At 72.3% G+C, this 24,746-nt stretch carries 19 protein-coding genes; 16 read left to right on the top strand and 3 right to left on the bottom strand.

Going from position 1 to position 24,746, the window contains the following annotated elements:
- Positions 1-16 precede the first annotated feature (16 nt).
- A complete protein-coding gene (locus ACWGKQ_RS32480) occupies positions 17-997 on the bottom strand; it encodes an ATP-binding protein (RefSeq protein WP_453295577.1) in 981 nt (326 codons plus the stop codon).
- Positions 998-1,097: 100 nt separating this feature from the next.
- Between ACWGKQ_RS32480 and ACWGKQ_RS32475 the strand changes: the two genes are divergently transcribed.
- Positions 1,098-1,922: an oxidoreductase gene (locus tag ACWGKQ_RS32475; RefSeq protein ID WP_453295576.1), complete on the top strand. Its 825-nt coding sequence runs from the start codon at positions 1,098-1,100 to the stop codon at positions 1,920-1,922.
- A gap of 355 nt (positions 1,923-2,277) precedes the next feature.
- Here ACWGKQ_RS32475 and ACWGKQ_RS32470 read toward each other — a convergent pair whose 3' ends face one another.
- On the bottom strand, positions 2,278-3,102 hold the full coding sequence (locus ACWGKQ_RS32470; RefSeq protein WP_453295575.1) for an HAD family hydrolase: 825 nt from the start codon (positions 3,100-3,102) through the stop codon (positions 2,278-2,280).
- Positions 3,103-3,686: 584 nt separating this feature from the next.
- On the opposite strand from ACWGKQ_RS32470, the gene ssd reads away from it, so the two are divergent.
- From ssd to ACWGKQ_RS32435, 7 genes are all read left to right on the top strand, one after another.
- Positions 3,687-4,787 (top strand): septum site-determining protein Ssd, encoded by a 1,101-nt coding sequence (gene ssd, locus ACWGKQ_RS32465; protein ID WP_453295574.1) that lies wholly within the window; start codon positions 3,687-3,689, stop codon positions 4,785-4,787.
- Positions 4,784-5,962 (top strand): TadA family conjugal transfer-associated ATPase, encoded by a 1,179-nt coding sequence (locus ACWGKQ_RS32460; protein ID WP_453295573.1) that lies wholly within the window; start codon positions 4,784-4,786, stop codon positions 5,960-5,962. Before ssd ends, ACWGKQ_RS32460 begins: the two co-directional genes overlap by 4 nt.
- Before the next feature lie 73 nt (positions 5,963-6,035).
- Complete coding sequence (locus ACWGKQ_RS32455) at positions 6,036-6,887, top strand: type II secretion system F family protein (RefSeq protein ID WP_453295588.1); 852 nt, start codon at positions 6,036-6,038, stop codon at positions 6,885-6,887.
- Entirely contained in the window at positions 6,884-7,663 is a 780-nt protein-coding gene (locus tag ACWGKQ_RS32450) for a type II secretion system F family protein (protein ID WP_453295572.1), read from the top strand. The genes ACWGKQ_RS32455 and ACWGKQ_RS32450 overlap by 4 nt, the downstream gene beginning before the upstream one ends.
- Positions 7,664-7,739: 76 nt before the next feature.
- On the top strand, positions 7,740-7,928 hold the full coding sequence (locus ACWGKQ_RS32445; RefSeq protein ID WP_361286157.1) for a DUF4244 domain-containing protein: 189 nt from the start codon (positions 7,740-7,742) through the stop codon (positions 7,926-7,928).
- A gap of 28 nt (positions 7,929-7,956) precedes the next feature.
- Positions 7,957-8,271, top strand: a complete 315-nt coding sequence (locus ACWGKQ_RS32440; protein ID WP_453295571.1) for a TadE family type IV pilus minor pilin — start codon at positions 7,957-7,959, stop codon at positions 8,269-8,271.
- Between the two features lie 143 nt (positions 8,272-8,414).
- On the top strand, positions 8,415-8,825 hold the full coding sequence (locus tag ACWGKQ_RS32435) for an Rv3654c family TadE-like protein (protein ID WP_453295570.1): 411 nt from the start codon (positions 8,415-8,417) through the stop codon (positions 8,823-8,825).
- Here ACWGKQ_RS32435 and ACWGKQ_RS32430 read toward each other — a convergent pair.
- Positions 8,794-11,244, bottom strand: coding sequence for a DEAD/DEAH box helicase (locus ACWGKQ_RS32430; protein WP_453295569.1), 2,451 nt, complete (start codon positions 11,242-11,244; stop codon positions 8,794-8,796). The two genes, ACWGKQ_RS32435 and ACWGKQ_RS32430, sit on opposite strands and share 32 nt — an antisense overlap.
- A gap of 78 nt (positions 11,245-11,322) precedes the next feature.
- On the opposite strand from ACWGKQ_RS32430, the gene bldG reads away from it, so the two are divergent.
- From bldG to tmk, 8 genes are all read left to right on the top strand, one after another.
- Positions 11,323-11,664, top strand: a complete 342-nt coding sequence (gene bldG / locus ACWGKQ_RS32425) for an anti-sigma factor antagonist BldG (protein WP_010986038.1) — start codon at positions 11,323-11,325, stop codon at positions 11,662-11,664.
- Between the two features lie 239 nt (positions 11,665-11,903).
- On the top strand, positions 11,904-12,338 hold the full coding sequence (locus ACWGKQ_RS32420) for an ATP-binding protein (RefSeq protein ID WP_453295568.1): 435 nt from the start codon (positions 11,904-11,906) through the stop codon (positions 12,336-12,338).
- A 327-nt stretch (positions 12,339-12,665) separates the two neighbouring features.
- A complete protein-coding gene (locus tag ACWGKQ_RS32415; RefSeq protein WP_453295567.1) occupies positions 12,666-15,074 on the top strand; it encodes a sodium-translocating pyrophosphatase in 2,409 nt (802 codons plus the stop codon).
- 278 nt (positions 15,075-15,352) lie between these two features.
- Positions 15,353-16,024, top strand: coding sequence for a small secreted protein (locus ACWGKQ_RS32410; protein ID WP_453295566.1), 672 nt, complete (start codon positions 15,353-15,355; stop codon positions 16,022-16,024).
- A gap of 180 nt (positions 16,025-16,204) precedes the next feature.
- Positions 16,205-17,734 (top strand): DUF7059 domain-containing protein, encoded by a 1,530-nt coding sequence (locus ACWGKQ_RS32405; RefSeq protein ID WP_453295565.1) that lies wholly within the window; start codon positions 16,205-16,207, stop codon positions 17,732-17,734.
- A gap of 320 nt (positions 17,735-18,054) precedes the next feature.
- Entirely contained in the window at positions 18,055-18,252 is a 198-nt protein-coding gene (locus ACWGKQ_RS32400; RefSeq protein WP_453295564.1) for a hypothetical protein, read from the top strand.
- 255 nt (positions 18,253-18,507) lie between these two features.
- Positions 18,508-21,345 carry a type I DNA topoisomerase gene (gene topA, locus ACWGKQ_RS32395; protein ID WP_453295563.1) on the top strand — a complete coding sequence of 946 codons (2,838 nt, stop codon included), beginning with the start codon at positions 18,508-18,510 and terminating at the stop codon, positions 21,343-21,345.
- Between the two features lie 123 nt (positions 21,346-21,468).
- The gene (gene tmk / locus ACWGKQ_RS32390) at positions 21,469-24,735 is read left to right on the top strand and encodes a dTMP kinase (protein ID WP_453295562.1); all 3,267 of its coding nucleotides are present in this window, start codon (positions 21,469-21,471) and stop codon (positions 24,733-24,735) included.
- Positions 24,736-24,746 lie beyond the last annotated feature (11 nt).

The following is a 24,746-nucleotide window of genomic DNA, read 5'->3' as shown; positions in this document are numbered from 1 at the left end:
CGGAGTAGGCCGCCCGTCAGGCGGGGGCGGCCACTTCCTCGCCGAGCACGAAGCCGGGGTCGATCTGCGCCGCCAGGTCGGCCCCGGTGCGCTCGTTGCCCCACGACAGGGCGTTCTTCAGGTGGAAGTGGACCATCTGCCGGGTGTAGCGCTCCCAGTCCCGCAGCTCGTAGGTCGCGTCGGCGGCGGCCTTGAGGGTCTGCAGGGCGCGGGAGTTGGGGTTCTCCAGGAGCTCGAACCGGGGCGGGCGGCCCTTCTCCATGGCCCGCACCCAGTCCGAGTGTCCGACCGTGACCAGCAGGTCGTCACCGACCTCGGAGCGCAGGAAGTCGATGTCCTCCCGCCCCTGCACCTTGTTGCCGACGACCTTCAGCTCGACGCCGAAGTCCCGGGCGTACTCCCTGTACTGGCGGTAGACGGAGACCCCCTTCCGGGTCGGCTCGGCGACGAGGAACGTGATGTCGAAGCGGGTGAACATGCCGGAGGCGAAGGAGTCCGAACCCGCTGTCATGTCGACCACGACGTACTCGTCGGGGCCGTCGACGAGGTGGTTCAGGAACAGCTCCACCGCTCCCGTCTTGGAGTGGTAGCAGGAGACCCCCAGGTCGGCGTCCGTGAAGGGCCCGGTGACCATCAAACGGACGGCGCCGCCGTCGAGTTCCACCGGCCGCGCACAGGCGTCGTACACCGGATTGGGCTCCCGCACCCGGACCAGCCGCGAACCCCCGCCGGGCGGGGTGGTCTTGATCATCGTCGCGGCGGAGGCGATGCGCGGGTTGTGGCCGCGCAGGTAGTCCTTGATCAGGGAGAGCCGCTCGCCCATCGCGGGCAGTGCCTCCGCCTCCGTCTCGTCGAGGCCGAGCGCGGGGCCCAGGTGCTGGTTGATGTCGGCGTCGACGGCGACGACCGGCGCGCCGGCGGCCGCGAGATGGCGGATGAACAGGGAGGAGAGCGTGGTCTTGCCGCTGCCGCCCTTCCCGACGAAAGCAATTTTCATGTTCACGAAGGGTAGTCGCCCGATTGCTGTACGTGTCACATGAAGTGAAGAAGACCACTCCTTCGTGGAGTCCCGGGGCGGGGTGCGTACTGTCGTACTCATGAGTACGACAGGTGCGACCGCCGATCCGCTCGCGGCCCTGGGGGAGCTGCCCGGGGTGGCCGAGTCCGTGGAGTCCGTGCGCAAGGCCGTGGACCGGGTCTACGGGCACCGGGTCATGCGGCGCCGCAGCAATGCCGTCACCTCGGAGGCCGCGCTGCGCGCCGCCCGGGGCAGCGCCGCGCTGTCCGGTGCCGACTGGGCGCTGGAAGAGGTGCGGCGGCGCTCCGACTTCGGTGCGGACGACGACGCGCGTGTGGTGGGCGCGGCCCTGCGGCTGACCGCGGAGGCGGGCCAACTGCTGTCCATCTGGCGGCAGTCGCCGCTGCGGGTGCTGGCCCGGCTGCATCTGGTGGCGGCCGCGACGGGCGCCGACGAGGTCGGCCGGCCGCGCCGGGCCGGCGAGGGCGTCGACGAGCCGCTGGTGGAACTGCCGCTGCCGGGCGCCGACGAGGTGTCGGGACGGCTGGAGGGGCTCTCCGGGCTGATCGTCGCCGGGGGCGAGGCGCCCGCGCTGGTGACGGCCGCCGTGGTGCACGGTGAACTGCTCGCGCTGCGGCCCTTCACCTCGTGCAACGGGCTGGTCGCGCGCGCGGCCGAGCGGATCGTGCTGATCGGCAGCGGTCTCGACCCCAAGGCGATCTGCCCCGCCGAGGTGGGCCACGCCGAACTGGGCCGGGCCTCCTACCTCGCGGCCCTGGACGGCTACGTCTCCGGCACTCCGGAAGGCATGGCGGCCTGGATCGCGCACTGCGGGCGCGCGGTGGAACTCGGCGTGCGCGAGTCGACCGCGGTGTGCGAGGCGTTGCAGCGCGGGGCCGCGTAGGACCTGGCCGGAAGGCCGCGCGGGGCTCCGGAAAAGGGTTGCGGCGGTACGAGTTCTCGTACCGCCGCTGGCATGCTCACCGGGTTACCAAGCGTCCTCGATATGTTGCCCATCAGGTCGGGAGCTTTGCCCGTCACCTGGTGCGGCTGGCCCGTAATCGACGGGTCGACGTCGCGTGGGTGCCCAGTGTCCATGCTCGGTCCGTGGGGCCAAATGCGTTTTAAAGGTGATCCTCTCGGATGTCCTTTGGTCTCGCGGGCCGCTAACCCCTTTGTACTGCAAGCCTGGAGCAAGCGGAAGTCCTGCCTACAGTTCTTTACTTTTAGGTTCAAAGGCGCACCAAAGGGGCGTCGGTTCAGGCGAGCGTGCTCCGGCGCCGGGTCGCGTACCAGACCAGGCCCGCGGTGGCGGCGGCCGCTCCTATGGCCGCCGCGGCGACCAGGGCCGGGCGCGGGGGTGCGGAGATCCGCTGCTTGAGCCGTACCGGACGGTGGAATTCCAGGATCGGCCAGCCGTGGGCGAGGGCCTCGCGGCGCAGTGCGCGATCCGGGTTCACGGCGTGCGGATGCCCGACGGTGCTGAGCATCGGCACGTCGGTCGCCGAGTCGCTGTAGGCGTAGCTGCGGTCCAGGTCGTACCCCTCGGAGGCGGCCAGCTCCCGGACGGCGTCGGCCTTGGTCGGGCCGTACGCGTAGTACTCCACCTCGCCGGTGTAGCAGCCGTCGTCGCCGACGACCATGCGGGTGGCCACCACCCGGTCGGCGCCCAGGAGTTCGCCGATCGGTTCGACCACCTCGGCGCCCGAGGTGGAGACGATGACGACGTCCCGGCCGGCCCGGTGGTGCTCCTCGATGAGGGAGGCGGCCTCGTCGTAGATGATCGGGTCGATCAGGTCGTGCAGGGTCTCGGCGACGATCTCCTTGACCTGCTGGACATTCCAGCCACGGACGAGGCCGGACAGGTACGCGCGCGTGCGCTCCATCTGGTCATGGTCCATACCACCGACCAGGAACACGAACTGGGAGTACGCGTTGCGCAGCGCCGCCCTGCGGTTGATCAGACCGCCTTGGTAGAACGACTTGCTGAAGGTGAGCGTGCTCGACTTCGCAATGACCGTCTTGTCCAGGTCAAAGAAGGCCGCTGTGCGGGGCAGGGAGTGGTTTTCCACGACCCCGAGCATAGGCGCCCACCATTCGGCGTAAGGTGGGGCGCGTGGGTTTGCCTGAGAGGTCTCTCGGGTACACCATGGAAGTCACGGATCGTTCGCGACCGTGCTAACCCGGTCCGGCTCCTCCCCCCCCGAGTCGGCCGTGGAGACGACCCCCACTCTCCCCCCCGGTGGGGGTCGTCGCATGTCCGGACGGGTTTTTCCCCTCTCTCGCAGGCCGTGAGGCCTTGATCGGGCGGCCTCGGCCGCCCTTTTCGCATGCCCATGATCCGTCACGCTGGGTAGTCGAGACGCTGCGCTGTGGAAGCCGCACCGGATCCGCCACGGGTCTCACCGGTGCGGGTGGCAGCGATATTCACAACCATCGAGTTGTCCACAGTTTTCGACCAAGATCCACACGATTTCCGGGTTCGTTGCACCGTGATTCCAGCGCGCTCCGGCGGCGGCGAGTTCATGGCCGGTTCCGTTTGTCGAGCGCCAATGGCCGGTTTCTGCCGGCCGTGCATATGGAGGCCCGCTTGCCGGTTCTCCGCACGTTTGGGAATCGCGTGGCCGCAGGGGCCAGGCGCGAGAACGCAGCCAAGGGGGAATCTCACGTGGCCGGAACTGTCACCCAGGACCCGCCGTCCGCCGCCTCGGGACGGCCCGGACGCCCGATGATCGTCACCGAGGACGCCGAACTCCTCGACGACCTGTTGCGCCTGTGCGCGGCGGCCGGGGCCAAACCGGAGGTCCATCACCGTCCGCCGGAACGCGGCGGCGGCTGGGAGTCCGCCCCGCTCGTCCTGGTCGGCGACGACGCCGCGCGGCGGGTGCGCGGGGCCGCGCGTCGGCGCGGAGTGGTGCTGGTCGGCCTCGACCAGGACGACCCCGACGTGTGGAAACGGGCCGTGGAGATCGGCGCGGACCACGTCCTCATGCTGCCCGACGGCGAGCAGTGGCTCGTGGACCGGATCGCCGATGTCGTGGAGGGCGTGGGCCGCCCGGCCCTCACCGTCGGCGTCATCGGCGGCCGGGGCGGGGCTGGTGCCTCCACACTGGCCTGCGCGCTCGCCGTCACCTCCGCGCGGGAGGGACTGCGCACCCTGCTGGTGGACGCGGATCCGCTGGGCGGCGGAATCGACGTACTCCTCGGCGGCGAGACGGCCGAGGGCCTGCGCTGGCCCGCCTTCGCCGCCTCGCGCGGCCGGCTGGGCAGCGGCGCCCTGGAGGAGTCACTGCCCGAACTGCACTCGCTGCGGATCCTCAGCTGGGACCGCGGCGACTGCGTGGCGATCCCGCCGCCCGCCGTCCGCGCGGTGCTCGCGGCCGCCCGGCGGCGCGGCGGCACGGTCGTCGTCGACCTGCCGCGCCGCCTGGACGACGAGGTCGCCGAGGTCCTCACCCAGCTCGACCTCGCCGTCCTGGTGGTCCCCGCCGAACTCCGCGCGATCGCGGCGGCCGGACGGGTGGCGGCCACCGTCGGCATGGTCGTGCGCGACCTCAGGGTGGCGGTACGGGGGCCGTACGCGCCGGGACTGGACGACCGCGAGGTGGCCCGGCTGCTCGGCCTGCCGCTGGCCGGCGAGGTACCCACCGAGCCCGGCCTGTCCCGTCCGCACCGCAAACCGCCGGGATCCGTCGCACGCGGACCGCTGGCCCGCTTCTGCAAGGGCTTCTGGGAACGCACGCTGGTCGAGGCCGGTGGTGTCGCATGAGGCCCGGCACCGCGGGCGCGGACGGCCCCGCCCTGCTCGACGGGGTACGGCGCTGGCTCGCCGAGAGCGGCGCCGAACCGACACCCGCGCGGGTGGCGCAGGCGCTGCGCGCCCAGGGCCGCGTCCTCGGCGACGCGGAAGTCCTCGGCGCGGCCGAGCGACTGCGCTCCGAACTGGTCGGCAGCGGCCCCCTGGAACCCCTCCTTGCCGACCCCGCCGTCACCGACGTCCTGGTGACCGCCCCGGACCGGGTCTGGGTGGACCGCGGCGGCGGCCTGGAACTCACCAGGATCGCCTTCCCGGACGCGGCGGCGGTACGACGCCTCGCGCAGCGGCTGGCCGCGGTGGCCGGCCGGCGCCTGGACGACGCGCGTCCCTGGGCGGACGCCCGGCTGCCCGACGGCACCCGCCTGCACGCCGTCCTGCCCCCGGTGGCGATCGGCTGTACCTGCCTGTCCCTGCGGGTGGTCCGGCCCCGGGCGTTCACGCTCGGCGAACTGGTCGCGGCCGGGACGGTGCCCCCGGGCGGCGACCGGATCCTGCGGGCACTCGTCGCCGCCCGGCTCTCCTTCCTCGTCAGCGGCGGCACCGGCACAGGAAAGACAACCCTTCTCAGCGCCCTGCTCGGCCTGGCCGGACCGGGGGAGCGCATCGTGCTCGCCGAGGACTCGGCGGAACTCAGGCCCGAACACCCGCATGTCGTACGGCTGGAGACCAGACCCGCCAACCAGGAGGGCGCCGGCCTCGTCACCCTGGAGGACCTGGTCCGGCAGGCCCTGCGGATGCGGCCCGACCGGCTCGTCGTCGGCGAGGTCCGCGGGCCCGAGGTGGTCCACCTGCTGGCCGCGCTCAACACCGGGCACGAGGGCGGCTGCGGCACCGTGCACGCCAACGCGGCCGCGGACGTACCGGCCCGCCTGGAGGCCCTCGGCATGGCGGCCGGGCTGGACCGGGCCGCCCTGCACAGCCAGTTGGCGGCCGCGTTGTCGGTGGTGCTGCACCTCGTACGGGACCCCGCGGGCCGGCGGCGGATCGCCGAGGTGCATGTCCTGGAGCGGGACCCCTCCGGGCTGGTGCGGACGGTACCCGCACTGCGCTGGGACACGGAGGCGTTCGCGCGGGAGCGGGGGTGGGAGCGGCTGCGGGGGCTGCTCGCGGGAGCTGCTGCGGAGTGACGCCGGTGAGCTGTGAGTTTCCGAAGTGACGTCAGTGATCAATGAGTTGAAAGGGACACGTGTGATGGGTGAGATGACGGCCGGCGCGGCCGTGGTGTGCGGCGGGGTCATGGCCTGGCTCCTGGCCGAGCGGCAGCGTCAGGTACGGCGGACACGGCTGCTGCTCGCCGGTGGTGGCGTGGTGGGCACCGGACCACCCTCCTGGGAGCAGGCGCTCGGGGAACTACGCCGGTTGCGCGGCCGTTGGCGGGGTGAGTGGTGGGCCCTGGCCGCCGGTGTCGTGCTCGCGCTCCTCGCCGCCTCGGTCCTTCCGGTCCTCGCGGGGGCGGCCGGGGTGCCGGTGCTGCGCCGGGTGCTGCTGGCCCGGCAGGCGCGGCGGACCCGGCAGGCGCGCGCCGACGCGGTGATCGCGCTGTGCGGGGCGCTCGCCGGCGAGGTGCGCGCGGGACGGCAGCCGGGCGAGGCGCTGTTGCGGGCCGCGCGGGACTCCGGCGGGCTCGGCGAGGCCCGGCCGGCGGTGGTCGCGGCGGCACGCTTCGGCGGGGACGTGCCGGGCGCGCTGGCGGTGGCGGCACGGCAGCCGGGCGCTGACGGCCTGTCGGGGCTCGCGGCCTGCTGGCGGGTGGCCGTGGACCAGGGCGCCGGGCTCGCGGCCGGCCTCGACCGCCTGGACGCCGCCCTGCGCGCGGAGCGGGACCAGCGTGCCGACCTGCGCGCCCAGTTGTCGGGCGCCCGGGCCACCGCGGTGATGCTCGCCGCCCTGCCCGCCCTCGGCCTCCTGCTCGGCTCGGCCATGGGCGCCGACCCGCTGCGGGTGCTGCTGCACACCGGGGCCGGCCTGGGCTGCCTGGCCGTCGGCGCGGTGTTCGAGGGCGCCGGGATGTGGTGGGCGGCCCGGATCGTGCGGGGAGCTGAGGCGGCATGAGCGCCGAGGTTGTCCACAGGCTGGGGGTGACGGTCGCGGCCCTTGCGGTCCTGGGCTGGTCGGCATGGCGGCTGGAGCGGGCCAGGCGCAGGCGCTGGGCCCGGCGGAAGGTGGCCGAACTGCTCGGCCTGGAGCGGGCGGAGCGGCACTCCGACGTCGGCGGTGCCGTCCGCAGGTGGCTGCCGGTCGCCGGTGTGGTGTGCGGCGGCTGGGTGCTGGTCGGCGGGATCGTCGGGGCACTGCTGGGGCTGGGCGTCGCGGCGGGGCTGTTGCGGTGGCGGAGCCGGGCGGGCGACGGAGACCGGACGGCCGAGGCGGAGGCCGCCGAAGCCGCACGCCAACTCCCGCTCGCCGCCGATCTCCTGGCGGCCTGCATCGCCGCCGGGGCCGGTCCGGTGGTCGCCGCCCAGGCCGTCGGCGAGGCTCTCGGCGGACCTGTCGGGGAAGGGCTGGCGCGGGGCGCCGCCGAGGTACGGCTGGGCGGCGAACCGGCGGCGGCCTGGCGGCGGTTGGCCGGACTGCCGGGTGCCGCCGCCCTGGCCCGGCTGCTGGAGCGTGCGGACGAGTCCGGGCTGCCGGCGGCCGCGCCCGTCGCCCGGCTCGCCTCGGACGCCCGGGCCGAGTGGTCAAGGAGCGCGACCGCGCGGGCGCGACGGGCCGCCGTGCTGGTCTCGGCGCCGGTGGGGCTGTGCTTTCTGCCCGCGTTCATCGCGGTGGGCGTGCTGCCCGTGGTGATCGGACTCGCGGGCGGGGTGCTGCGAGGGGGTGGTGGATGACGGGCGCGATAGCGGGGTCGCCGACAGCGGCCGATGTCAGTTCCAAACGAGTTCGAGCTGGTTCAAGGGAGTCGAGATGCGTGAGATGTGCTGGAAGATGTGGAAGCTGGTGCGCCGGGACGCGGGAATGGTCACGTCCGAGTACGCGATGGGGATCATCGCCGCCGTCGGGTTCGCGGCGGTCCTCTACGCGGTGGTGACGAGCGGGCAGGTCAGTGCGGAGCTCCAGGCCATCGTGAAACGAGCGCTCAGTGCGCGGATGTGAGCGGGGGCGCGGCGCGGACCGGGGGTTTGTGACCGCGGAGGCGGCCGTGGTGCTGCCGGTGCTGGTGGCGTTCACGATGGCGCTGGTGTGGGGGCTGCTCGTGGTGGCCGCCCAGATCCGCTGCGTGGACGCCGCCCGTACCGGGGCGCGGGCCGCCGCACGGCAGGACGCCGAGGACGCGGTGGTCGCGGTGACGAAGGAGGCGGCGCCGGCCGGGGCGACGGTGACGGTCGGCCGGGAGGGCGACGAGGTGCGGGTGACGGTGGTCGCGAGGCCGCCGGTGCTGGGCGCGTTGCCGTTCGAGGTACGGGAGTCGGCGGTCGCCTTGGCGGAGGGGCCGTGAGGGGGCGGCGGCTGGTCCTTCGGCTGCCGGTGCGTTGGGGCTGGTCGCGCCCACGCGGCGGAGCCGCAAATGTCACAGCCCCGCGCCCCTTTGGGACGCGTTGCAGCGGGGCGCGTGATCAAGGTTCAGCCACTGTCTGGAGCGTGGGGGCGATCGCCGTCCTGTGCGTCGTGTTCGGCGTCGTGCTCGGCCTCGGGCAAGCCGTCGTGGTCCGGCATCGTGCGGCCGGTGGTGCCGACCTGGCCGCGCTCGCGGCGGCGGACCACTGGGCCGAAGGGACTACGGCAGCCTGCGCCCAGGCGGACCGGGTGGCGCGAGCGCAGGGCACGCGGCTGACGCGGTGCGTGATCGCCGGGGACGTCTCGGATGTGTCGGCGACGTCGGGAGAGGGGCCGTTCGCGGCCGAGGTCAGGGCCAGAGCCGGGCCGGCGACCTTTCCGGTGAGCGGTTCCTGCAACGCGCCCCGAAGGGGCGCGGGGAACTGCGCGACCAGCCCCCACCGGCCCGCGGCGCCCCAACCACCTACCCCGGCGCCCCCCTCAACAGCACCGTGAGCAGTCGCACCGCCCCCCGCTTGTGCAACGGCTCGTTCCCGTTGCCGCACTTGGGGGACTGGATGCAGGACGGGCACCCGGCGTCGCACTCGCACGCGGCGATCGCCTCCCGGGTGGCCGTCAGCCAGGTGCGGGCCGTGTGGAAGGCGCGTTCCGCGAAGCCCGCGCCGCCGGGGTGGCCGTCGTAGACGAAGACCGTCGGCAGGAGCGTGTCGGGGTGCAGCGGGATCGACACGCCGCCGATGTCCCAGCGGTCGCAGGTCGCGAAGAGCGGGAGCAGGCCGATGGAGGCGTGTTCGGCGGCGTGCAGGGCGCCGCCGAGGATCTCCGGGTTGATCCGGGCCTCGTCGAGCTGGTCCTCGGTGACGGTCCACCACACCGCGCGGGTGCGCAGCGTACGAGGAGGGAGGTCGAGTTTCGTCTCGCCCAGGACCTCGCCGGTGATGAGCCGGCGGCGCAGGAAGGAGACCACCTGGTTGGTGACCTCGACGGAGCCGTAGCAGAGGCGGCCGTCGCCCCAGGGGATCTCGGTGTCGGTCTCCAGGACGGAGATGGCCGTGGTGTCGCGGGCGACCGTGGAGTACGGCGGCTCGGCCTGCTCGACCAGGGCCACCGAGTCCTCCAGGTCGAGGGAGCGCACGAGGTAGGTGCGGCCCTGGTGGAGGTGGACCGCGCCCTCGTGGACGGTGGAATGGGCGGCGCTCGCGTCCACCGTGCCGAGCAGCCGCCCCGTGCCCACCTCGACGACCTGCACCGGGCGGCCGCCCTCGCCGCGGATGTCGGTCAGGTCGGCGGCCCGCTCCCGCCGGGTCCAGTGCCAGGCCTTCGTCCGGCGGCGCAGCAGCTTCGCGGCCTCCAGCTGCGGCAGCAGTTCCTTGCAGGCGGGGCCGAAGAGGTCGAGGTCGTCGTCGGTGAGGGGGATCTCGGCCGCGGCGGCGCACAGGTGCGGGGCGAGGACGTACGGGTTGTCGGGGTCGAGGACGGTGGATTCCACCGGTTGGTCGAACAGGGCCTCGGGATGATGGACGAGGAAGGTGTCCAGCGGGTCGTCGCGGGCGACCAGGACGGCGAGGGCGCCCTGCCCGGTACGGCCGGCGCGGCCCGCCTGCTGCCACACAGAGGCCCTCGTACCGGGGTACCCGGCGATGAGTACGGCATCCAGCCCGGAGACGTCCACGCCCAGCTCCAGGGCCGTTGTGGCGGCAAGTCCGAGGAGCTCCCCGGAGTGCAGCGCGCGTTCCAGGGCGCGCCGCTCCTCGGGGAGGTAGCCGCCGCGATAGGCCGCGACACGCCGGGCGAGGGAACGGTCCACCTCGGCCAGCCGCTCCTGCGCGATGACGGCGATCAGTTCCGCGCCGCGTCTGGAGCGCACGAAGGCGACCGAGCGCACGCCCTGCACGGCGAGGTCGGTCAGCAGGTCGGCGGTCTCGGCGGTGGCGGTACGGCGGACGGGGGCGCCCTTCTCGCCGTGCAGCTCGGTCAGCGGCGGTTCCCAGAGGGCGAAGACCAGCTCGCCGCGCGGGGAGGCGTCGTCGGCGATCTCCACGACCGGCAGGCCGGTGAGCCGCCCGGCGGCCACGGCCGGCTCGGCGGCAGTGGCGGAGGCCAGCAGGAAGACCGGGGAGGCGCCGTAGCGGGCGCACAGGCGGCGCAGCCGGCGCAGCACCTGGGCGACGTGCGAGCCGAAGACGCCCCGGTAGGTGTGGCACTCGTCGACGACGACGTACTTCAGCGACTTCAGGAAGGAGGACCAGCGGGCATGCCCGGGCAGGATCCCGCGGTGCAGCATGTCCGGGTTGGTGAGCACGTAGTTGGCGTACTGGCGGATCCACTCGCGTTCCTCGTACGGGGTGTCGCCGTCGTACACCGCGGGGCGTACGGCGTTGCCCAGAGGTTGTGAAAGTTCTTTCACGGAACGGCACTGGTCCGCCGCCAGTGCCTTGGTGGGCGCCAGGTAGAGGGCGGTGGCGCCGCGGCCGTTGGCGGCCTCGGAGCCGTCCAGGAGGGTGGACAGGACCGGCACGAGGTAGGCCAGCGACTTGCCGGAGGCGGTGCCGGTGGCGACCACCACCGAGTCGCCGTCCAGGGCGTGCTCGGCGGCCAGCGCCTGGTGCTCCCAGGGATGGTCGATGCCGCACTCCTGTACGGCCGCGACGACCTCCGAACGAATCCGGTCAGGCCAGACTGCATGCCGACCCGCACGCGGGGGCAAGTGCTCCGTATGAGTGATGCGCGAAGCCCGGCTCGGCCCGGAGGCGAGCCGGTCCAGGACCGTGCCCGGAGAGAACCCGGACACGGCCGAAACCGGCGGTCGATCGGATCGGTGATTTATGGCCATCGGGACCGAGTGTGTCACTGGCGTGACGGACAATGGGGCCAAGGCGTCGTGCACGCCTGCCGGTAAGTGATTGAATGCCATCGCGGCTGGCGAACCGTCCCGGGGGCCGCAGTCGAGTCCCAAGGGGCGACCGCTCGATAGCAAGGTGCTGGAGGATCCGTGGACCTGTCCCTGTCGACCCGTACAGTCGGCGATCGTACGGTCGTCGAGGTCGGTGGCGAAATCGACGTATATACCGCGCCCAAGCTGCGCGAGCAGCTGGTCGAGCTGGTGAACGACGGGAATTTCCACCTCGTCGTCGACATGGAGGGCGTGGACTTCCTCGACTCCACCGGGCTCGGCGTACTGGTCGGCGGCCTGAAGCGGGTGCGTGCCCATGAGGGTTCGCTGCGCCTGGTCTGCAACCAGGAGCGCATTCTGAAGATCTTCCGTATCACCGGCCTCACCAAGGTGTTCCCGATCCACACCTCGGTCGAGGAAGCGGTGGCGGCCACCGACTGACCCCGGGCCGGCCGACGTGGCCCGGACCGCTCGTCGGTCCGTGCCGTCCGGCCGGCCCTCGGCACGGGCTTGTCGCGCCGTACGGACGCCTGTGCCACCCCCGCCCGTCTCGGGCCCGCGTGCCCGTGCCGGCAGCCGCTCACGGACCGCAGTGCCCGCGGCGGACGCAATTCATCGGGGGTCCGGGTTCTTCGGCGGCCCGGTCCCCTACCGCAAGCCCGTAGTTCCGAGGGGGACGTATGGCCACCGTTGAACTCCGCTTCAGCGCGCTGCCCGAGCACGTCCGCACCGCCCGACTGGTGGCGGCAGCGGTGGCTCGCAGGGCCGGAGTGGACGAGGCCGTCCTGGACGAGGTCCGGCTGGCCGTCGGTGAGGCCTGTTCCCGTGCCGTGGGTCTGCACCAGGCCTCCGGCATCGCCGAGCCGGTCCGGGTGGCACTGATCGAGGAGGAGAAACAGTTCTCCATCGAGGTCGGCGACGAGGCGCCCCGTTCCGTTCCCGGTGACCGGGCATCCGGTGGCTCGGCGGACGCGGACGTGGAGGCCGAGGAGGACGAGATGGGCCTCGCGGTCATCAGCGGCCTCGTCGACGACGTGGAGGTCACCGCCGGGGAGAACGGCGGGCTGATCCGCATGACCTGGCCGACGACCCCGCCCGGAGTCGCGCTCGCCTGAGAGTCACCCGATCATGAGAAGGGCCCTGCTGAGCAGGGCCCTTCTTGTTATTTTCCGGCGGATGTCATCCGGTCGCCGAATTCGTGAAAGTATTCACGATCAATGCCCTGGCGGATCGCCCGATAATTGGATCAAGCGCCGAATGGGCCATTGGTGATCGTCAATGCTTTTAGGGCGTTACCACTTTCGGGTTCCCCGGCGTGACCTCGATCATTTGCTGAAGAGCACGAGAAGGCCAATTCCGTTTACCGTCCCCTGTTTAGATCACTCGCGGGTACCTACAATCCGTCCACATCTTGAGCTCAGTCCAAGCGTCAAGGAGGACGAATGGCGGGGCTTTCTACCCCTCATCAGTTGGGCCACACCACAACCTTCGCAGCCGCAGTCCTGACCGACGACAACCGGGTCCTGGTGGCGGTCATCGCCGCCGTGGCGCTGGCCGCGCTGGTGGTCGCCTGGATCCTGGTGCGCCAGGTACTCGCGGCGGGCGAGGGCACCGACAGCATGAAGAAGATCGCGGCGGCGGTCCAGGAAGGCGCGAACGCCTATCTGGGCCGGCAGTTGCGCACCCTCGGCGTATTCGCCGTCGTGGTGTTCTTCCTGCTCCTACTGCTGCCCGCGGACGACTGGAATCAGCGCGCCGGCCGGTCGATCTTCTTCTTGATCGGCGCGGTCTTCTCGGCGACCACCGGTTATATCGGCATGTGGCTCGCCGTACGCAGCAATGTGCGCGTCGCCGCGGCCGCCCGGGAAGCCACTCCGGCGGCCGGCGAACCGGAAAAGGATCTCACCTCCGTCTCGCACAAAGCCATGAAGATCGCTTTCCGCACGGGCGGCGTCGTCGGCATGTTCACGGTGGGGCTCGGCCTGCTCGGCGCCTCCTGTGTGGTGCTGGTGTACGCGGCCGACGCGCCGAAGGTGCTCGAAGGCTTCGGTCTCGGTGCCGCCCTCATCGCCATGTTCATGCGTGTCGGCGGCGGCATCTTCACCAAGGCCGCCGACGTCGGCGCCGACCTGGTCGGCAAGGTCGAACAGGGCATTCCGGAGGACGACCCGCGCAATGCCGCGACCATCGCCGACAACGTGGGCGACAACGTCGGCGACTGCGCGGGCATGGCGGCCGACCTCTTCGAGTCGTACGCCGTGACCCTGGTCGCCGCGCTGATCCTCGGCAAGGCGGCCTTCGGCGACTCCGGTCTCGCCTTCCCGCTCCTGGTACCGGCCATCGGCGTGCTCACCGCGATGATCGGCATCTTCGCGGTCGCCCCGCGCCGCAGCGACCGCAGCGGCATGAGCGCCATCAACCGCGGCTTCTTCATCTCCGCGGTGATCTCGCTCGTGCTGGTCGCGATCGCGGTCTTCGTCTACCTGCCCGGGAAGTACGCGGACCTGCACGGCATCTCCGACGCGGCCATCCGGGCCAAGGACGGCGACCCGCGGATCCTCGCGCTCGTCGCGGTCGCCATCGGCATCCTGCTCGCGGCCGTCATCCAGCAGCTGACCGGCTACTTCACCGAGACCAACCGGCGTCCGGTCATGGACATCGGCAAGACCTCGCTGACCGGCCCGGCCACCGTGATCCTCGCCGGTATCTCGATCGGCCTGGAATCGGCCGTCTACACCGCTCTCCTGATCGGCCTCGCCGTCTACGGCGCGTTCCTGCTCGGCGGTACGTCGATCATGCTCGCGCTGTTCGCGGTGGCGCTGGCCGGCACCGGCCTGCTCACCACGGTCGGCGTCATCGTCGCCATGGACACCTTCGGGCCGGTCTCCGACAACGCCCAGGGCATCGCCGAGATGTCCGGGGACGTCCAGGGCGCGGGCGCGCAGGTGCTCACCAACCTGGACGCCGTCGGCAACACCACCAAGGCCATCACCAAGGGCATCGCCATCGCCACCGCCGTCCTCGCGGCGTCGGCGCTCTTCGGGTCGTACCGGGACGCGATCACCACGAACGTGCAGGACGTGGGCGCGAAACTCACCGGTGCGGGCGCCCCGTTGACGCTGTCCATGGACATCTCGCAGCCCAACAACCTGGTCGGCCTCATCGCCGGCGCGGCGGTCGTCTTCCTCTTCTCCGGACTCGCCATCAACGCCGTGTCGCGGTCGGCGGGTTCGGTGGTCTTCGAGGTGCGGCGGCAGTTCCGCGAGCACCCGGGGATCATGGACTACACGGAGACGCCCGAGTACGGCAAGGTCGTCGACATCTGCACCAAGGACGCCCTGCGCGAGCTGGCCACGCCGGGACTGCTCGCCGTGATGGCGCCCATCTTCATCGGGTTCACGCTCGGCGTCGGAGCGCTCGGCTCCTACCTCGCGGGCGCGATCGGCGCGGGCACCCTGATGGCGGTGTTCCTGGCCAACTCCGGTGGCGCCTGGGACAACGCCAAGAAGCTGGTCGAGGACGGCCACCACGGCGGCAAGGGCAGCGAGGCCCACGCCGCCACGGTCATCGGCGACACGGTCGGCGACCCCTTCAAGGACACCGCGGGACCCGCGATCAACCCGCTGCTCAAGGTCATGAACCTGGTCTCCCTGCTCATCGCACCCGCGGTGATCAAGTTCTCCTACGGCCATGACAAGAGCATCGGCGTCCGGATCCTGGTCGCGGTCGTCGCGCTGGCCGTGATCGTCGGCGCGGTGTACGTCTCCAAGCGGCGCGGTATCGCCGTCGGCGACGACGAGGACACTGCCGAACGCGTGGCCAAGTCGGCCGACCCCGCGGTGGTTTCGTAGGCGGTCTTACGACGCCCACCGGGGCCCTTGAGAGGGGGACTGGTCAACGAGCGGGCGGATGGCGTGTGCTGACACGCCGTCCGCCCGTTTCGTATGCCGGGGCGCTCGCCGCCTGCCGCCTGCCGGAGCGTGCCGGAGTGTGCTCGGGCGCGGGGATGTGCGCGTCGTCTCGTCGTGAGCCTTCTCTCTCTTGGAGTAAATCTTCCCAAAAGCGTACTTAATGGGTGCTTCCATGAGGGTGCTGTCCGTCCGCCGTGTAGATTCCGGGGGCCGAGAGCATGGAAGGGACCGATCCGGTGAACAAGAAGCTCGCGGCCGCCCTGTCCGGCGGTGCGGTACTGGTACTGGCGCTGTCCGGGTGCGGCGGCAACAAGGGCACCGACCCGAAGCTGATCGCCTGGGCCAAGACCGTGTGCGACGCGGTGCCGGCGCAGGACGCGAAGATCAAGGCGGCGAACGAGGCGATCTCCACGACGGCCTCCGACACCACGAGTTCGGCCGCGACCATCCAGAAGACCGACTCCAAGGCCTTCCAGGACATGTCCGACGGCTACAAGGCGCTCGCCGCGGCCATCAGCAGCGCCGGAGCGCCCCCCGGTGTCGACGACGGCGCCAAGCGCCAGCAGAACGTCGTCACGACCCTCAACAGCCTCTCCGCCTCCTACGCCGACCTGAAGAAGAAGGTCGACGCGCTCGACACCAAGAACCAGGCGAAGTTCGCCTCGGGCCTGCAGGACGTCGCCTCCCAGACGACGCAACTGGAGGCGCAGAGCAAGAGCGGCACCGCGGCGCTGAACGCCCTGGAGCAGGGCGAGGTCAAGGACGCGATCGCCGAACAGGCCAGCTGCAAGAAGGTCTCCGCGTCGGCATCGGCTCCCGCGTCGGCTCCGGCGTCCACGCCTGCGTCGTCGTCGGCTTCGTCGTCGGCATCCGCCTCGACCGCGGGCTGACACAGGGGCTGGGCCTCGGGGCGGGGGCCGGGGCCGGTCCGTGTGCCCGTGTACCGAGTCCGCGTACCGAGCCCGTGTGCTGGGTCCGTGTACCGAGCCTGTGTGCTGGGTCCGTCGCGCGGATTCCGGCGGTCCGAGATCGTGTGCTGAGCCCGCGGTCGGGCGGGAGCGCGGGCCACAATGGAGGGCGTGACTGACTCCGGCCTCGCCCCCCTGCCCGCCTCCGACCGCCCCGACGTCGCCGCCCGGCTGCGCACCGCCCTGCTGGGCGCCTCCTTCACCGCCGACGGGCTGCTCGACCTGCTCGGCGCCCCCGCGTACGCGGCGCTGGCCCGCAGCGAGACGGTGCCCGCGCTGCGGGCGACCCGCGGGGACACGCCCCTGGAGACGCTCGTCCGGCTGTTCCTGCTCCAGCAGCCCGTGCCGCACGCGCGCGTGGCCGGCGTGCTGCCCCTCGACGACCTCCTGGACAGCGGCTGGCTGACCCGCGTGGGCGGCGACGAGTTCGCGGCCACCGTGGACGTACGGCCGTACGGCGGGCCCGACGGCGAGGACTGGTTCATCGTGTCCGACCTCGGATGCGCCGTCGGCGGCGCCGGTGGCATCGGGCAGCGGCACGAGGGGGTCGTCCTCGGGGTCGGCGGCGCGTCCACGACCCTCGCCGGCATCACCGTCCGTACGCCCGTCGCCGCCGCCCTCGACCTCGGCACCGGCTCCGGGATCCAGGCGCTGCACGCCGCCCAGCACGCCACGCGCGTGACGGCCACCGATCTCAACCCGCGTGCGCTGCACATCACGGCGCTCACGCTGGCGCTCTCCGGCGCGCCGGCCGCCGAACTGCGCGAGGGCTCGCTGTTCGAGCCGGTCAGGGACGGGGAGACGTTCGACCTGATCGTGTCCAACCCGCCGTTCGTGATCTCGCCGGGCGCCCGGCTGACGTACCGGGACGGCGGGATGGGCGGGGACGATCTGTGCCGCTCGCTCGTTCAACAGGCCGGGGACCGGCTGAACGAGGGCGGGTTCGCGCAGTTCCTCGCCAACTGGCAGCACGTCGCGGGGGAGGACTGGCAGGACAGGATCAGGTCATGGGTGCCGCGCGGCTGCGACGCGTGGATCGTGCAGCGCGAGGTGCAGGACGTCAACCAGTACGCCGAGTTGTGGCTCAGGGACTCCGGTGACCACCGTGGGGACTCGGCGGAGTACCAGGCGCGGTACGACGCGTGGCTCGACGAGTTCGAGGCGCGCAAGGTGAAGGGGGTGGGATTCGGCTGGATCACGCTGCGGAAGACGGCCGCCGCCGTGCCTTCGGTCACCGTGGAGGAGTGGCCGCATCCGATCGAACAACCGCTCGGCGAGACGATCCGCGCGCACTTCGACCGCCTCGACTACCTCCGTGACCACGACGACGCGGATCTCCTCGAAGGCCACTTCAGGCTCGCCGTCGAGGTGGTCCAGGAGCAGGTCGGGCTGCCCGGCGCCGAGGACCCGGAGCACGTGGTGCTGCGCCAGCACCGCGGAATGCGCCGCGCGACCAAGGTGGACACGGTCGGCGCCGGGTTCGCAGGGGTGTGCGACGGCACGCTGAGCGCGGGGCGGATTCTCGACGCCATCGCGCAACTGATGGGAGAGGACCCGGTGTTGCTGCGCGACCGCACGCCCGCGCAGATCCGGCTGCTGGTGGAGCAGGGGTTCCTGGAGCCGGCGGTCTGACGGACCGCAAGGCCCGCAGGACGCGCCGGGAGACGGGCCCGCGGGGCAGGGCAGGGCACGCAGGGCGAAGGGCTCGTAGGACAGGCAGGGAGAAGGACCCGTGGGACACACCAGAAGAACAAAAGGCCGGAAAAATCTGGCCGGAACGTTCGCCCCGTGGTCCATGGCCGGTCCGCCGCTAGTCCGTCGATCGGATGTTCGAGAAAGTGACGGCTGCCCGTTCACCTGGATTTCGCCCGTCGGCCTTCCTGCGGCCGCCCGTCCGTGCCAGTCTCCGGGCGCTGGGCAGTCGCAGGCGGCAGGGAAGGGGCGCGCGGGCCATGGAGAGCGGACCGGCGATCTTCGCGGGGGTGGTGTTCGCCCTGTTCGGGGGCGCACTGCTGGTGTGGACCGGCACCCGGCTCCGGCGTGGCGAACCCGTCGCCCAGGGTGTGAGCCAGGTCGCATCCGCGACCCTCGCGAGCCTCGCCGCGGTGGTCTCGCTGGGCCTCGGTGCGTACTGCCTGACCCGCCTCTGAGGAGATCCTTCCGGTAATCGGAGCATCACGCTCCGGGTAGGACCGGGAAGGCGACCGGGGACTCCGGGCGGCAGGAATGGCGGTAGTCGGGTTACCGTTCGAGTGGCCGTTGTGAGCTTTTCCCGTTTGACACGGGGGCGGGATGTACCGTCACACTCCGCAGCGTCACCAAGTGAGCGGGCGCCCCTGCCCGTGCCACGACCCCGGGAGCAAGGCCTGGGGAGGCCACAGCGTCGACCGGAGAGAAGAGCGAAGTTGTCCCCGACCAGCGAGACCGCACAGGGCGGCCGCCGACTCGTCATCGTCGAGTCGCCTGCCAAGGCGAAGACGATCAAGGGCTATCTGGGCCCCGGATACGTCGTCGAAGCGAGCGTCGGGCACATCCGTGACCTTCCCAACGGCGCCGCGGAGGTGCCCGAGAAGTACACCGGCGAGGTCCGCCGCCTCGGCGTCGACGTCGAGCACGACTTCGAACCGATCTATGTGGTCAACGCCGACAAGCGGGCCCAGGTCAAGAAGCTCAAGGACCTGCTGAAGGACTCCGACGAGCTCTACCTCGCCACCGATGAGGACCGCGAGGGCGAGGCCATCGCCTGGCACCTCCAGGAGGTGCTCAAGCCCAAGGTCCCGGTCAAGCGGATGGTCTTCCACGAGATCACCAAGTCCGCGATCCAGGCCGCCGTCGCCAACCCGCGCCAGCTCAACCAGAAGCTCGTCGACGCCCAGGAGACCCGCCGCATCCTCGACCGCCTCTACGGCTACGAGGTCTCGCCGGTCCTGTGGAAGAAGGTCATGCCGCGCCTGTCGGCCGGCCGAGTCCAGTCCGTGGCGACCCGGCTCGTGGTGGAGCGGGAACGCGAGCGCATCGCGTTCCGTTCCGCCGAGTACTGGGACCTGACGGGCACCTTCGGGACCGGCCGGGCAGGTGACCCGAGCGACCCGTCGTCCCTGGTCGCCCGCCTCCAGGCCGTCGACGGCAGGCGCGTCGCCCAGGGCCGTGACTTCGACTCGCTCGGGCAGCTCAAGACCGCGAACACCCTCCACCTCGACGAGGCGAACGCCCGCGCGCTCGCCGCGGCCCTGGAGAACACCCGGTTCTCGGTCCGCTCGGTCGAGTCCAAGCCGTACCGCCGCTCGCCGTACGCCCCGTTCCGTACGACGACCCTCCAGCAGGAGGCCTCGCGCAAGCTCGGCTTCGGCGCGAAGGCCACCATGCAGGTGGCCCAGAAGCTGTACGAGAACGGCTACATCACGTACATGCGTACCGACTCCACGACGCTGAGCGACACCGCGATCGCGGCCGCCCGCGCCCAGGTCACGCAGCTGTACGGCGCCGACTACCTGCCCTCGGCCCCGCGGACGTACGCCGCCAAGGTCAAGAACGCGCAGGAGGCGCACGAGGCGATCCGCCCCTCGGGTGATCGTTTCCGCACGCCCGCCGAGACCGGTCTCACCGGCGACCAGTTCAAGCTCTACGAGCTGATCTGGAAGCGGACCGTCGCCTCCCAGATGAAGGACGCGACCGGCAACAGCGTGACGGTCAAGATCGGTGGCACCGCCGCCGACGGCCGGGACGTCGAGTTCAGCGCCTCCGGCAAGACGATCACCTTCCACGGCTTCCTCAAGGCCTACGTCGAGGGTGCCGACGACCCGAACGCCGAGCTGGACGACCGCGAGCGCCGGCTGCCCCAGGTCGCCGAGGGCGACCCGCTGTCCGCCGAGGAGATCACGGTCGACGGGCACGCCACCAAGCCCCCGGCCCGCTACACCGAGGCCTCGCTGGTCAAGGAGCTCGAAGAGCGCGAGATCGGCCGCCCCTCGACGTACGCGTCGATCATCGGCACGATCCTCGACCGGGGTTATGTGTTCAAGAAGGGGACGGCCCTGGTGCCCTCCTTCCTGAGCTTCGCCGTGGTCAACCTCCTGGAGAAGCACTTCGGCCGGCTGGTCGACTACGACTTCACCGCCCGGATGGAGGACGACCTCGACCGCATCGCCGCCGGGCAGGCGCAGGCCGTGCCGTGGCTGAAGCGCTTCTACTTCGGCGAGGGCGGCGAGGGCACGACCACGGGCGGCGCCGCCGACGCCGGCAACGGCGACGGGGACCACCTCGGCGGCCTCAAGGAACTCGTGACCGACCTGGGCGCGATCGACGCGCGCGAGGTGTCCTCGTTCCCGGTGGGCAACGACATCGTGCTGCGGGTCGGCCGCTACGGCCCCTACATCGAGCGCGGCGAGAAGGACTCCGAGGGCCACCAGCGGGCGGACGTCCCCGAGGACCTGGCCCCCGACGAGCTGTCCGTCGAGCTCGCGGAGGAGCTGCTCGCCAAGCCGAGCGGCGACTTCGAGCTGGGCGCCGACCCGGAGACCGGCCACCAGATCATCGCCCGCGACGGCCGCTACGGCCCCTACGTCACCGAGGTGCTCCCCGAGGGCACCCCGAAGACCGGCAAGAACGCGGTCAAGCCGCGCACCGCCTCGCTCTTCAAGTCCATGTCCCTGGACACGGTCACGCTGGCGGACGCGCTCAAGCTGATGTCGCTGCCGCGGGTCGTCGGCGCCGACGCCGAGGGCCAGGAGATCACCGCGCAGAACGGGCGCTACGGGCCGTACCTGAAGAAGGGCACGGACTCGCGCTCGCTCACCTCCGAGGACCAGCTCTTCACGATCACCCTCGAAGAGGCGCTCCAGATCTACTCCCAGCCCAAGCAGCGCGGCCGGGCGGCCGCCAAGCCGCCGCTGAAGGAGCTGGGCACCGACCCGGTCAGCGAGAAGCCGGTCGTGGTGAAGGACGGCCGCTTCGGGCCGTACGTCACCGACGGGGAGACCAACGCGACCCTGCGCTCCGGCGACAGCGTCGAGACGATCACCCCGGAGCGCGGCTACGAGCTGCTCGCCGAGAAGCGGGCCAAGGCGCCCGCCAAGAAGACGGCGAAGAAGGCGCCCGCGAAGAAGACCGCGGCCGCCAAGAAGGCCGCGCCGGCGAAGAAGGCGGCGGCCAAGAAGACCGCCGCGAAGAAGACGACGGCGACGGCTGCGAAGACGGCGGCCAAGAAGGCGACGGCCTCCCGGACGGCGACCGCGGAGGACTGAGGCGCCTTCCGGCCCTCACATCGGCTTCGCAATGTGCACGCCCCGGCATCAACTTGGTGTCGGGGCGTGTGTACCCGTGGACGGTCGCCGCAGGCTGTCGGCGGCTGCCGATAGGCTGAAAGCATGACGCGAGCCGATCAGCCAACGGCCCCCCAGACAGACCCGGACGACGCGCTGGTAGCGGATTCCCGCGAGCGCGCCGTCCGCTCTCTGCTGCGCCGACCCGAACTGAGGCGCTTGTGGAGCGCCCAGCTCGTGAGCGGGATCGGTGACAGCCTGGCGTTGCTGGTGCTTGTCGTGCTCACGCTTCAGGCAGCCGTCGCCCAGGGTTCCTTCGGCGGCGGCTACCGCGGTGCGGCGCTCGCGGTGGCGGTCGTCTTCGGGGTGCGGATTCTCGCCACCCTGCTCTTCGGCGCGGTCCTGCTGGGCCCGCTCACCACGCTGACCGGGCAGGACGGCCCGCTCGACCGCCGCTGGACCATGGTCGGCGCCGACGGCCTGCGCACCGTCCTGCTGATCATCGCGCCCCTGTGGATCGACTGGACGCCGGCGAACGCCCTGATGCTCGTGCTGGTGACGGCCTTCGTCACCGGAGTCGCCGAGCGCTTCTGGACCGTCTGCCGGGAGAGCGCGGCCCCCGCGCTGCTGCCCGCCCCGCCCCCGGAGGGCGCGACGGTACGACCGCTGCCCGACCACCTGGACGCCCTGCGCCGCCTGTCGCTGCGCACGACGTTCCTGGCGGTCCCGCTGGCGGCCGCGACCCTGGTCGTCGCGTCGCTGGTCAACAACCTGCTGGGCACGGGCATCGCCTGGTTCGCCCAGCACCAGGCGGCCCTCGGGTCGTACGTGGCGGCCGGCCTGTTCGCCGCCTCCCTCTCGGTGCTGGTCTACCTGGAGGTGCCCGGCACCCGCACCCCGCGCGCGCGGTCGCCGCTGGAGGGCCTGCGCCGCCCCAAGACCGCCGCCGGCACCGACACGGGCCGCACCGGCGCCATCCCGCTCCTGGTGCTGGCCTGCGCCGCGGTCGCCGGTGCGATCTCCGCGGCCGTCGCCGTCGCCGTCCTGCACGCCAGGGAACTGCACGGCGGCCCGGTGCTGTACGGCCTGCTGGTGCTCGGGCTGACCGGCGGGGTCGCCGTCGGCATCCGCACGGCACCTTCACTGCTGCCGACGCTCTCGCGCCGCCGGCTGCTGTCGCTCGCGATCGCCTTCACCGGCATCGCGCTGCTGGCCGCGGGGCTGGTCCCGGACGTCACCTCCGTGCTGCTGATCGTGACGCTGGCCGGCATCGGCGCGGGCGTGGCCGCCAACACCGGGCACACCCTGCTCGACCAGGAGACCGAGGACTCCCGCCGGACGCGGACCACCGAGCACCTGCACGCGGTGGTCCGGGTCGCCATGGCGCTCGGCGCGCTGATCGCCCCCCTGGTGGCCGCGCTGATCGGACCGCACCGGCTGGAGAACGGCAAGTTCGTGTTCGAGCACGGCGGAGCCGCCTTCACGCTGATGCTGGTCGGCGCGCTGCTGCTGCCGGTGGCCGCGCTGGTCCTCGCCAAGGTCGACGACCGCGCGGGCGTACCGCTCCGCCACGACCTGCGGGACGCGCTGCTCGGCGGCGACGACCCGGTGCAGGCACCCACGGCCAACGGTTTCTTCATCGCCCTGGAGGGCGGCGACGGCGCCGGCAAGTCCACCCAGGCCGAGGCCCTCGCCGAGTGGATCCGCGCCAAGGGCCACGAGGTCGTCCTCACCCGCGAGCCGGGCGCCACCCCGGTCGGCAAGCGGCTGCGCTCGATCCTCCTCGACGTCTCGTCCGCCGGTCTGTCGCACCGCGCGGAGGCGCTGCTGTACGCCGCCGACCGCGCGGAGCACGTCGACACCGTCGTCCGGCCCGCCCTGGAGCGCGGCGCGATCGTCATCTCCGACCGGTACATCGACTCCTCGGTCGCCTACCAGGGCGCGGGCCGCGACCTGTCCCCGACCGAGGTCGCCCGCATCAACCGCTGGGCGACCGCCGGGCTCGTCCCGCACCTGACCGTCCTGCTGGACGTGGAGCCGGGGACCGCCCGCGAGCGGTTCACCGAGGCGCCCGACCGGCTGGAGTCGGAGCCCGCCGAGTTCCACGCGCGCGTGCGGGCCGGTTTCCTGACCCTGGCCGCCTCCGACCCCGGCCGCTACCTGGTGGTCGACGCCGGCCAGGAGCCCGAGGCCGTCACCACCGTCGTCCGGGCCCGGCTCGACACCGTGCTACCGCTGTCCGAGGCCGAGGTCAAGGCCGCCGAGGAGGCGCGCAAGAAGGCCGAGGAGGAGGCCCGCCGCAAGGCCGAGGAAGAGGCCGCGCGCAAGGCCGAGGAGGAGCGCCTGGAGCGCGAGCGCCAGGAGCAGCTCGCCAAGCTGCGCGCCGAGGAGGAGGAGCGCAAGCGCCGCGAGCTGGAGGAGGCGCAGCGCCGCGAGGCCGAACGGCAGGCGGAGGAGGCCCGGCTGCGGGCCGAGGAGGCGCGCAGGCGGGCCGAGGAGGAGCAGGCCCGGCTGCTCGCCGAGGAGAAGGCCCGCGCGGAGGCCGAGGCCCGCCGCAAGGCCGAGGAGGAACAGCGCCGCAGGCAGGCCGAGGAAGAGGCCCGGCTGCGTGCCGAGGCCGAGGAACTGCGCCTGGAGAAGCAGCGCAAGGCCGAGGAGGCCCTGATCAAGGCCGAGCAGGCGCGGCGCGCCGCGGCGGAGGCGGCGGCAGCGGCCGACGTGGCCGCCCGGCAGTCCGCCACCCGGCAGCCGACGGCGCCCGGCGTCACCCCCGAGGCGACGACCATGCCGACGCCGGTGGTGAAGCCGGCGGCCCGGGACGACGAGACGAAGGTGCTGCGCCCGGTGCGCGACGAGCGGGAGCCCGCGGCCCGGGAGTCCGACGCCGAGGTGACGGCGGAGCTGCCGCAGCCGCCGGCGCAGCCAGCGGGGGCGGCGGACGAGACGGCTGTGCTGCCACCGGTGACGCCGGGCGCGGCGGACGAGACGACTGTGCTGCCTTCGGTGGGCGCGGCCGACGAGACGGCCGTACTGCCGTCGGTGCGGTCCGGCGCGGCCGACGAGACCGCCGTACTGCCTTCCGTGCGCGACGATGCCGCCGCTCCCGCCGATGCCCCGGCGGACCGGATGCCCCCCGGGTTCTTCCGGGACGAGCGGGCGGGCGCGAACCCCGACGGCTCCGAGGGCAGCACCCGTGAGCTGCCGCAGGTCGACGCCGACGGCCCGGCCCCGCGCCGGCGTCCCCGGCCCGACTGGGCCGAGGAGACCCCGCTCGACGACCTGCCGTCGCTCGCGGACGAGCTGCTGGGGTCGTACGACGAGCCGGATCACGACGACGAGCGGGGCCGCCGGGGTCGCGGTCGGCGCGGCTGAGGCTCCTGTGC

This window comes from Streptomyces sp. NPDC054770 (assembly GCF_053611985.1).
This window is presented reverse-complemented; position numbering and strand designations above follow the sequence as displayed.

Bases quoted from the DNA above. Each gene is read 5' to 3' on its own strand.
- ACWGKQ_RS32480 (WP_453295577.1), bottom strand. From the start codon at position 997: ATGAAAATTGCTTTCGTCGGGAAGGGCGGCAGCGGCAAGACCACGCTC.
- ACWGKQ_RS32475 (WP_453295576.1), top strand. From the start codon at position 1,098: ATGAGTACGACAGGTGCGACCGCCGATCCGCTCGCGGCCCTGGGGGAG.
- ACWGKQ_RS32470 (WP_453295575.1), bottom strand. From the start codon at position 3,102: ATGCTCGGGGTCGTGGAAAACCACTCCCTGCCCCGCACAGCGGCCTTC.
- ACWGKQ_RS32460 (WP_453295573.1), top strand. From the start codon at position 4,784: ATGAGGCCCGGCACCGCGGGCGCGGACGGCCCCGCCCTGCTCGACGGG.
- ACWGKQ_RS32455 (WP_453295588.1), top strand. From the start codon at position 6,036: ATGACGGCCGGCGCGGCCGTGGTGTGCGGCGGGGTCATGGCCTGGCTC.
- ACWGKQ_RS32450 (WP_453295572.1), top strand. From the start codon at position 6,884: ATGAGCGCCGAGGTTGTCCACAGGCTGGGGGTGACGGTCGCGGCCCTT.
- ACWGKQ_RS32445 (WP_361286157.1), top strand. From the start codon at position 7,740: ATGCGTGAGATGTGCTGGAAGATGTGGAAGCTGGTGCGCCGGGACGCG.
- ACWGKQ_RS32430 (WP_453295569.1), bottom strand. From the start codon at position 11,244: ATGGCATTCAATCACTTACCGGCAGGCGTGCACGACGCCTTGGCCCCA.
- ACWGKQ_RS32420 (WP_453295568.1), top strand. From the start codon at position 11,904: ATGGCCACCGTTGAACTCCGCTTCAGCGCGCTGCCCGAGCACGTCCGC.
- ACWGKQ_RS32415 (WP_453295567.1), top strand. From the start codon at position 12,666: ATGGCGGGGCTTTCTACCCCTCATCAGTTGGGCCACACCACAACCTTC.
- ACWGKQ_RS32410 (WP_453295566.1), top strand. From the start codon at position 15,353: ATGGAAGGGACCGATCCGGTGAACAAGAAGCTCGCGGCCGCCCTGTCC.
- ACWGKQ_RS32405 (WP_453295565.1), top strand. From the start codon at position 16,205: ATGGAGGGCGTGACTGACTCCGGCCTCGCCCCCCTGCCCGCCTCCGAC.
- ACWGKQ_RS32400 (WP_453295564.1), top strand. From the start codon at position 18,055: ATGGAGAGCGGACCGGCGATCTTCGCGGGGGTGGTGTTCGCCCTGTTC.
- tmk (WP_453295562.1), top strand. From the start codon at position 21,469: ATGACGCGAGCCGATCAGCCAACGGCCCCCCAGACAGACCCGGACGAC.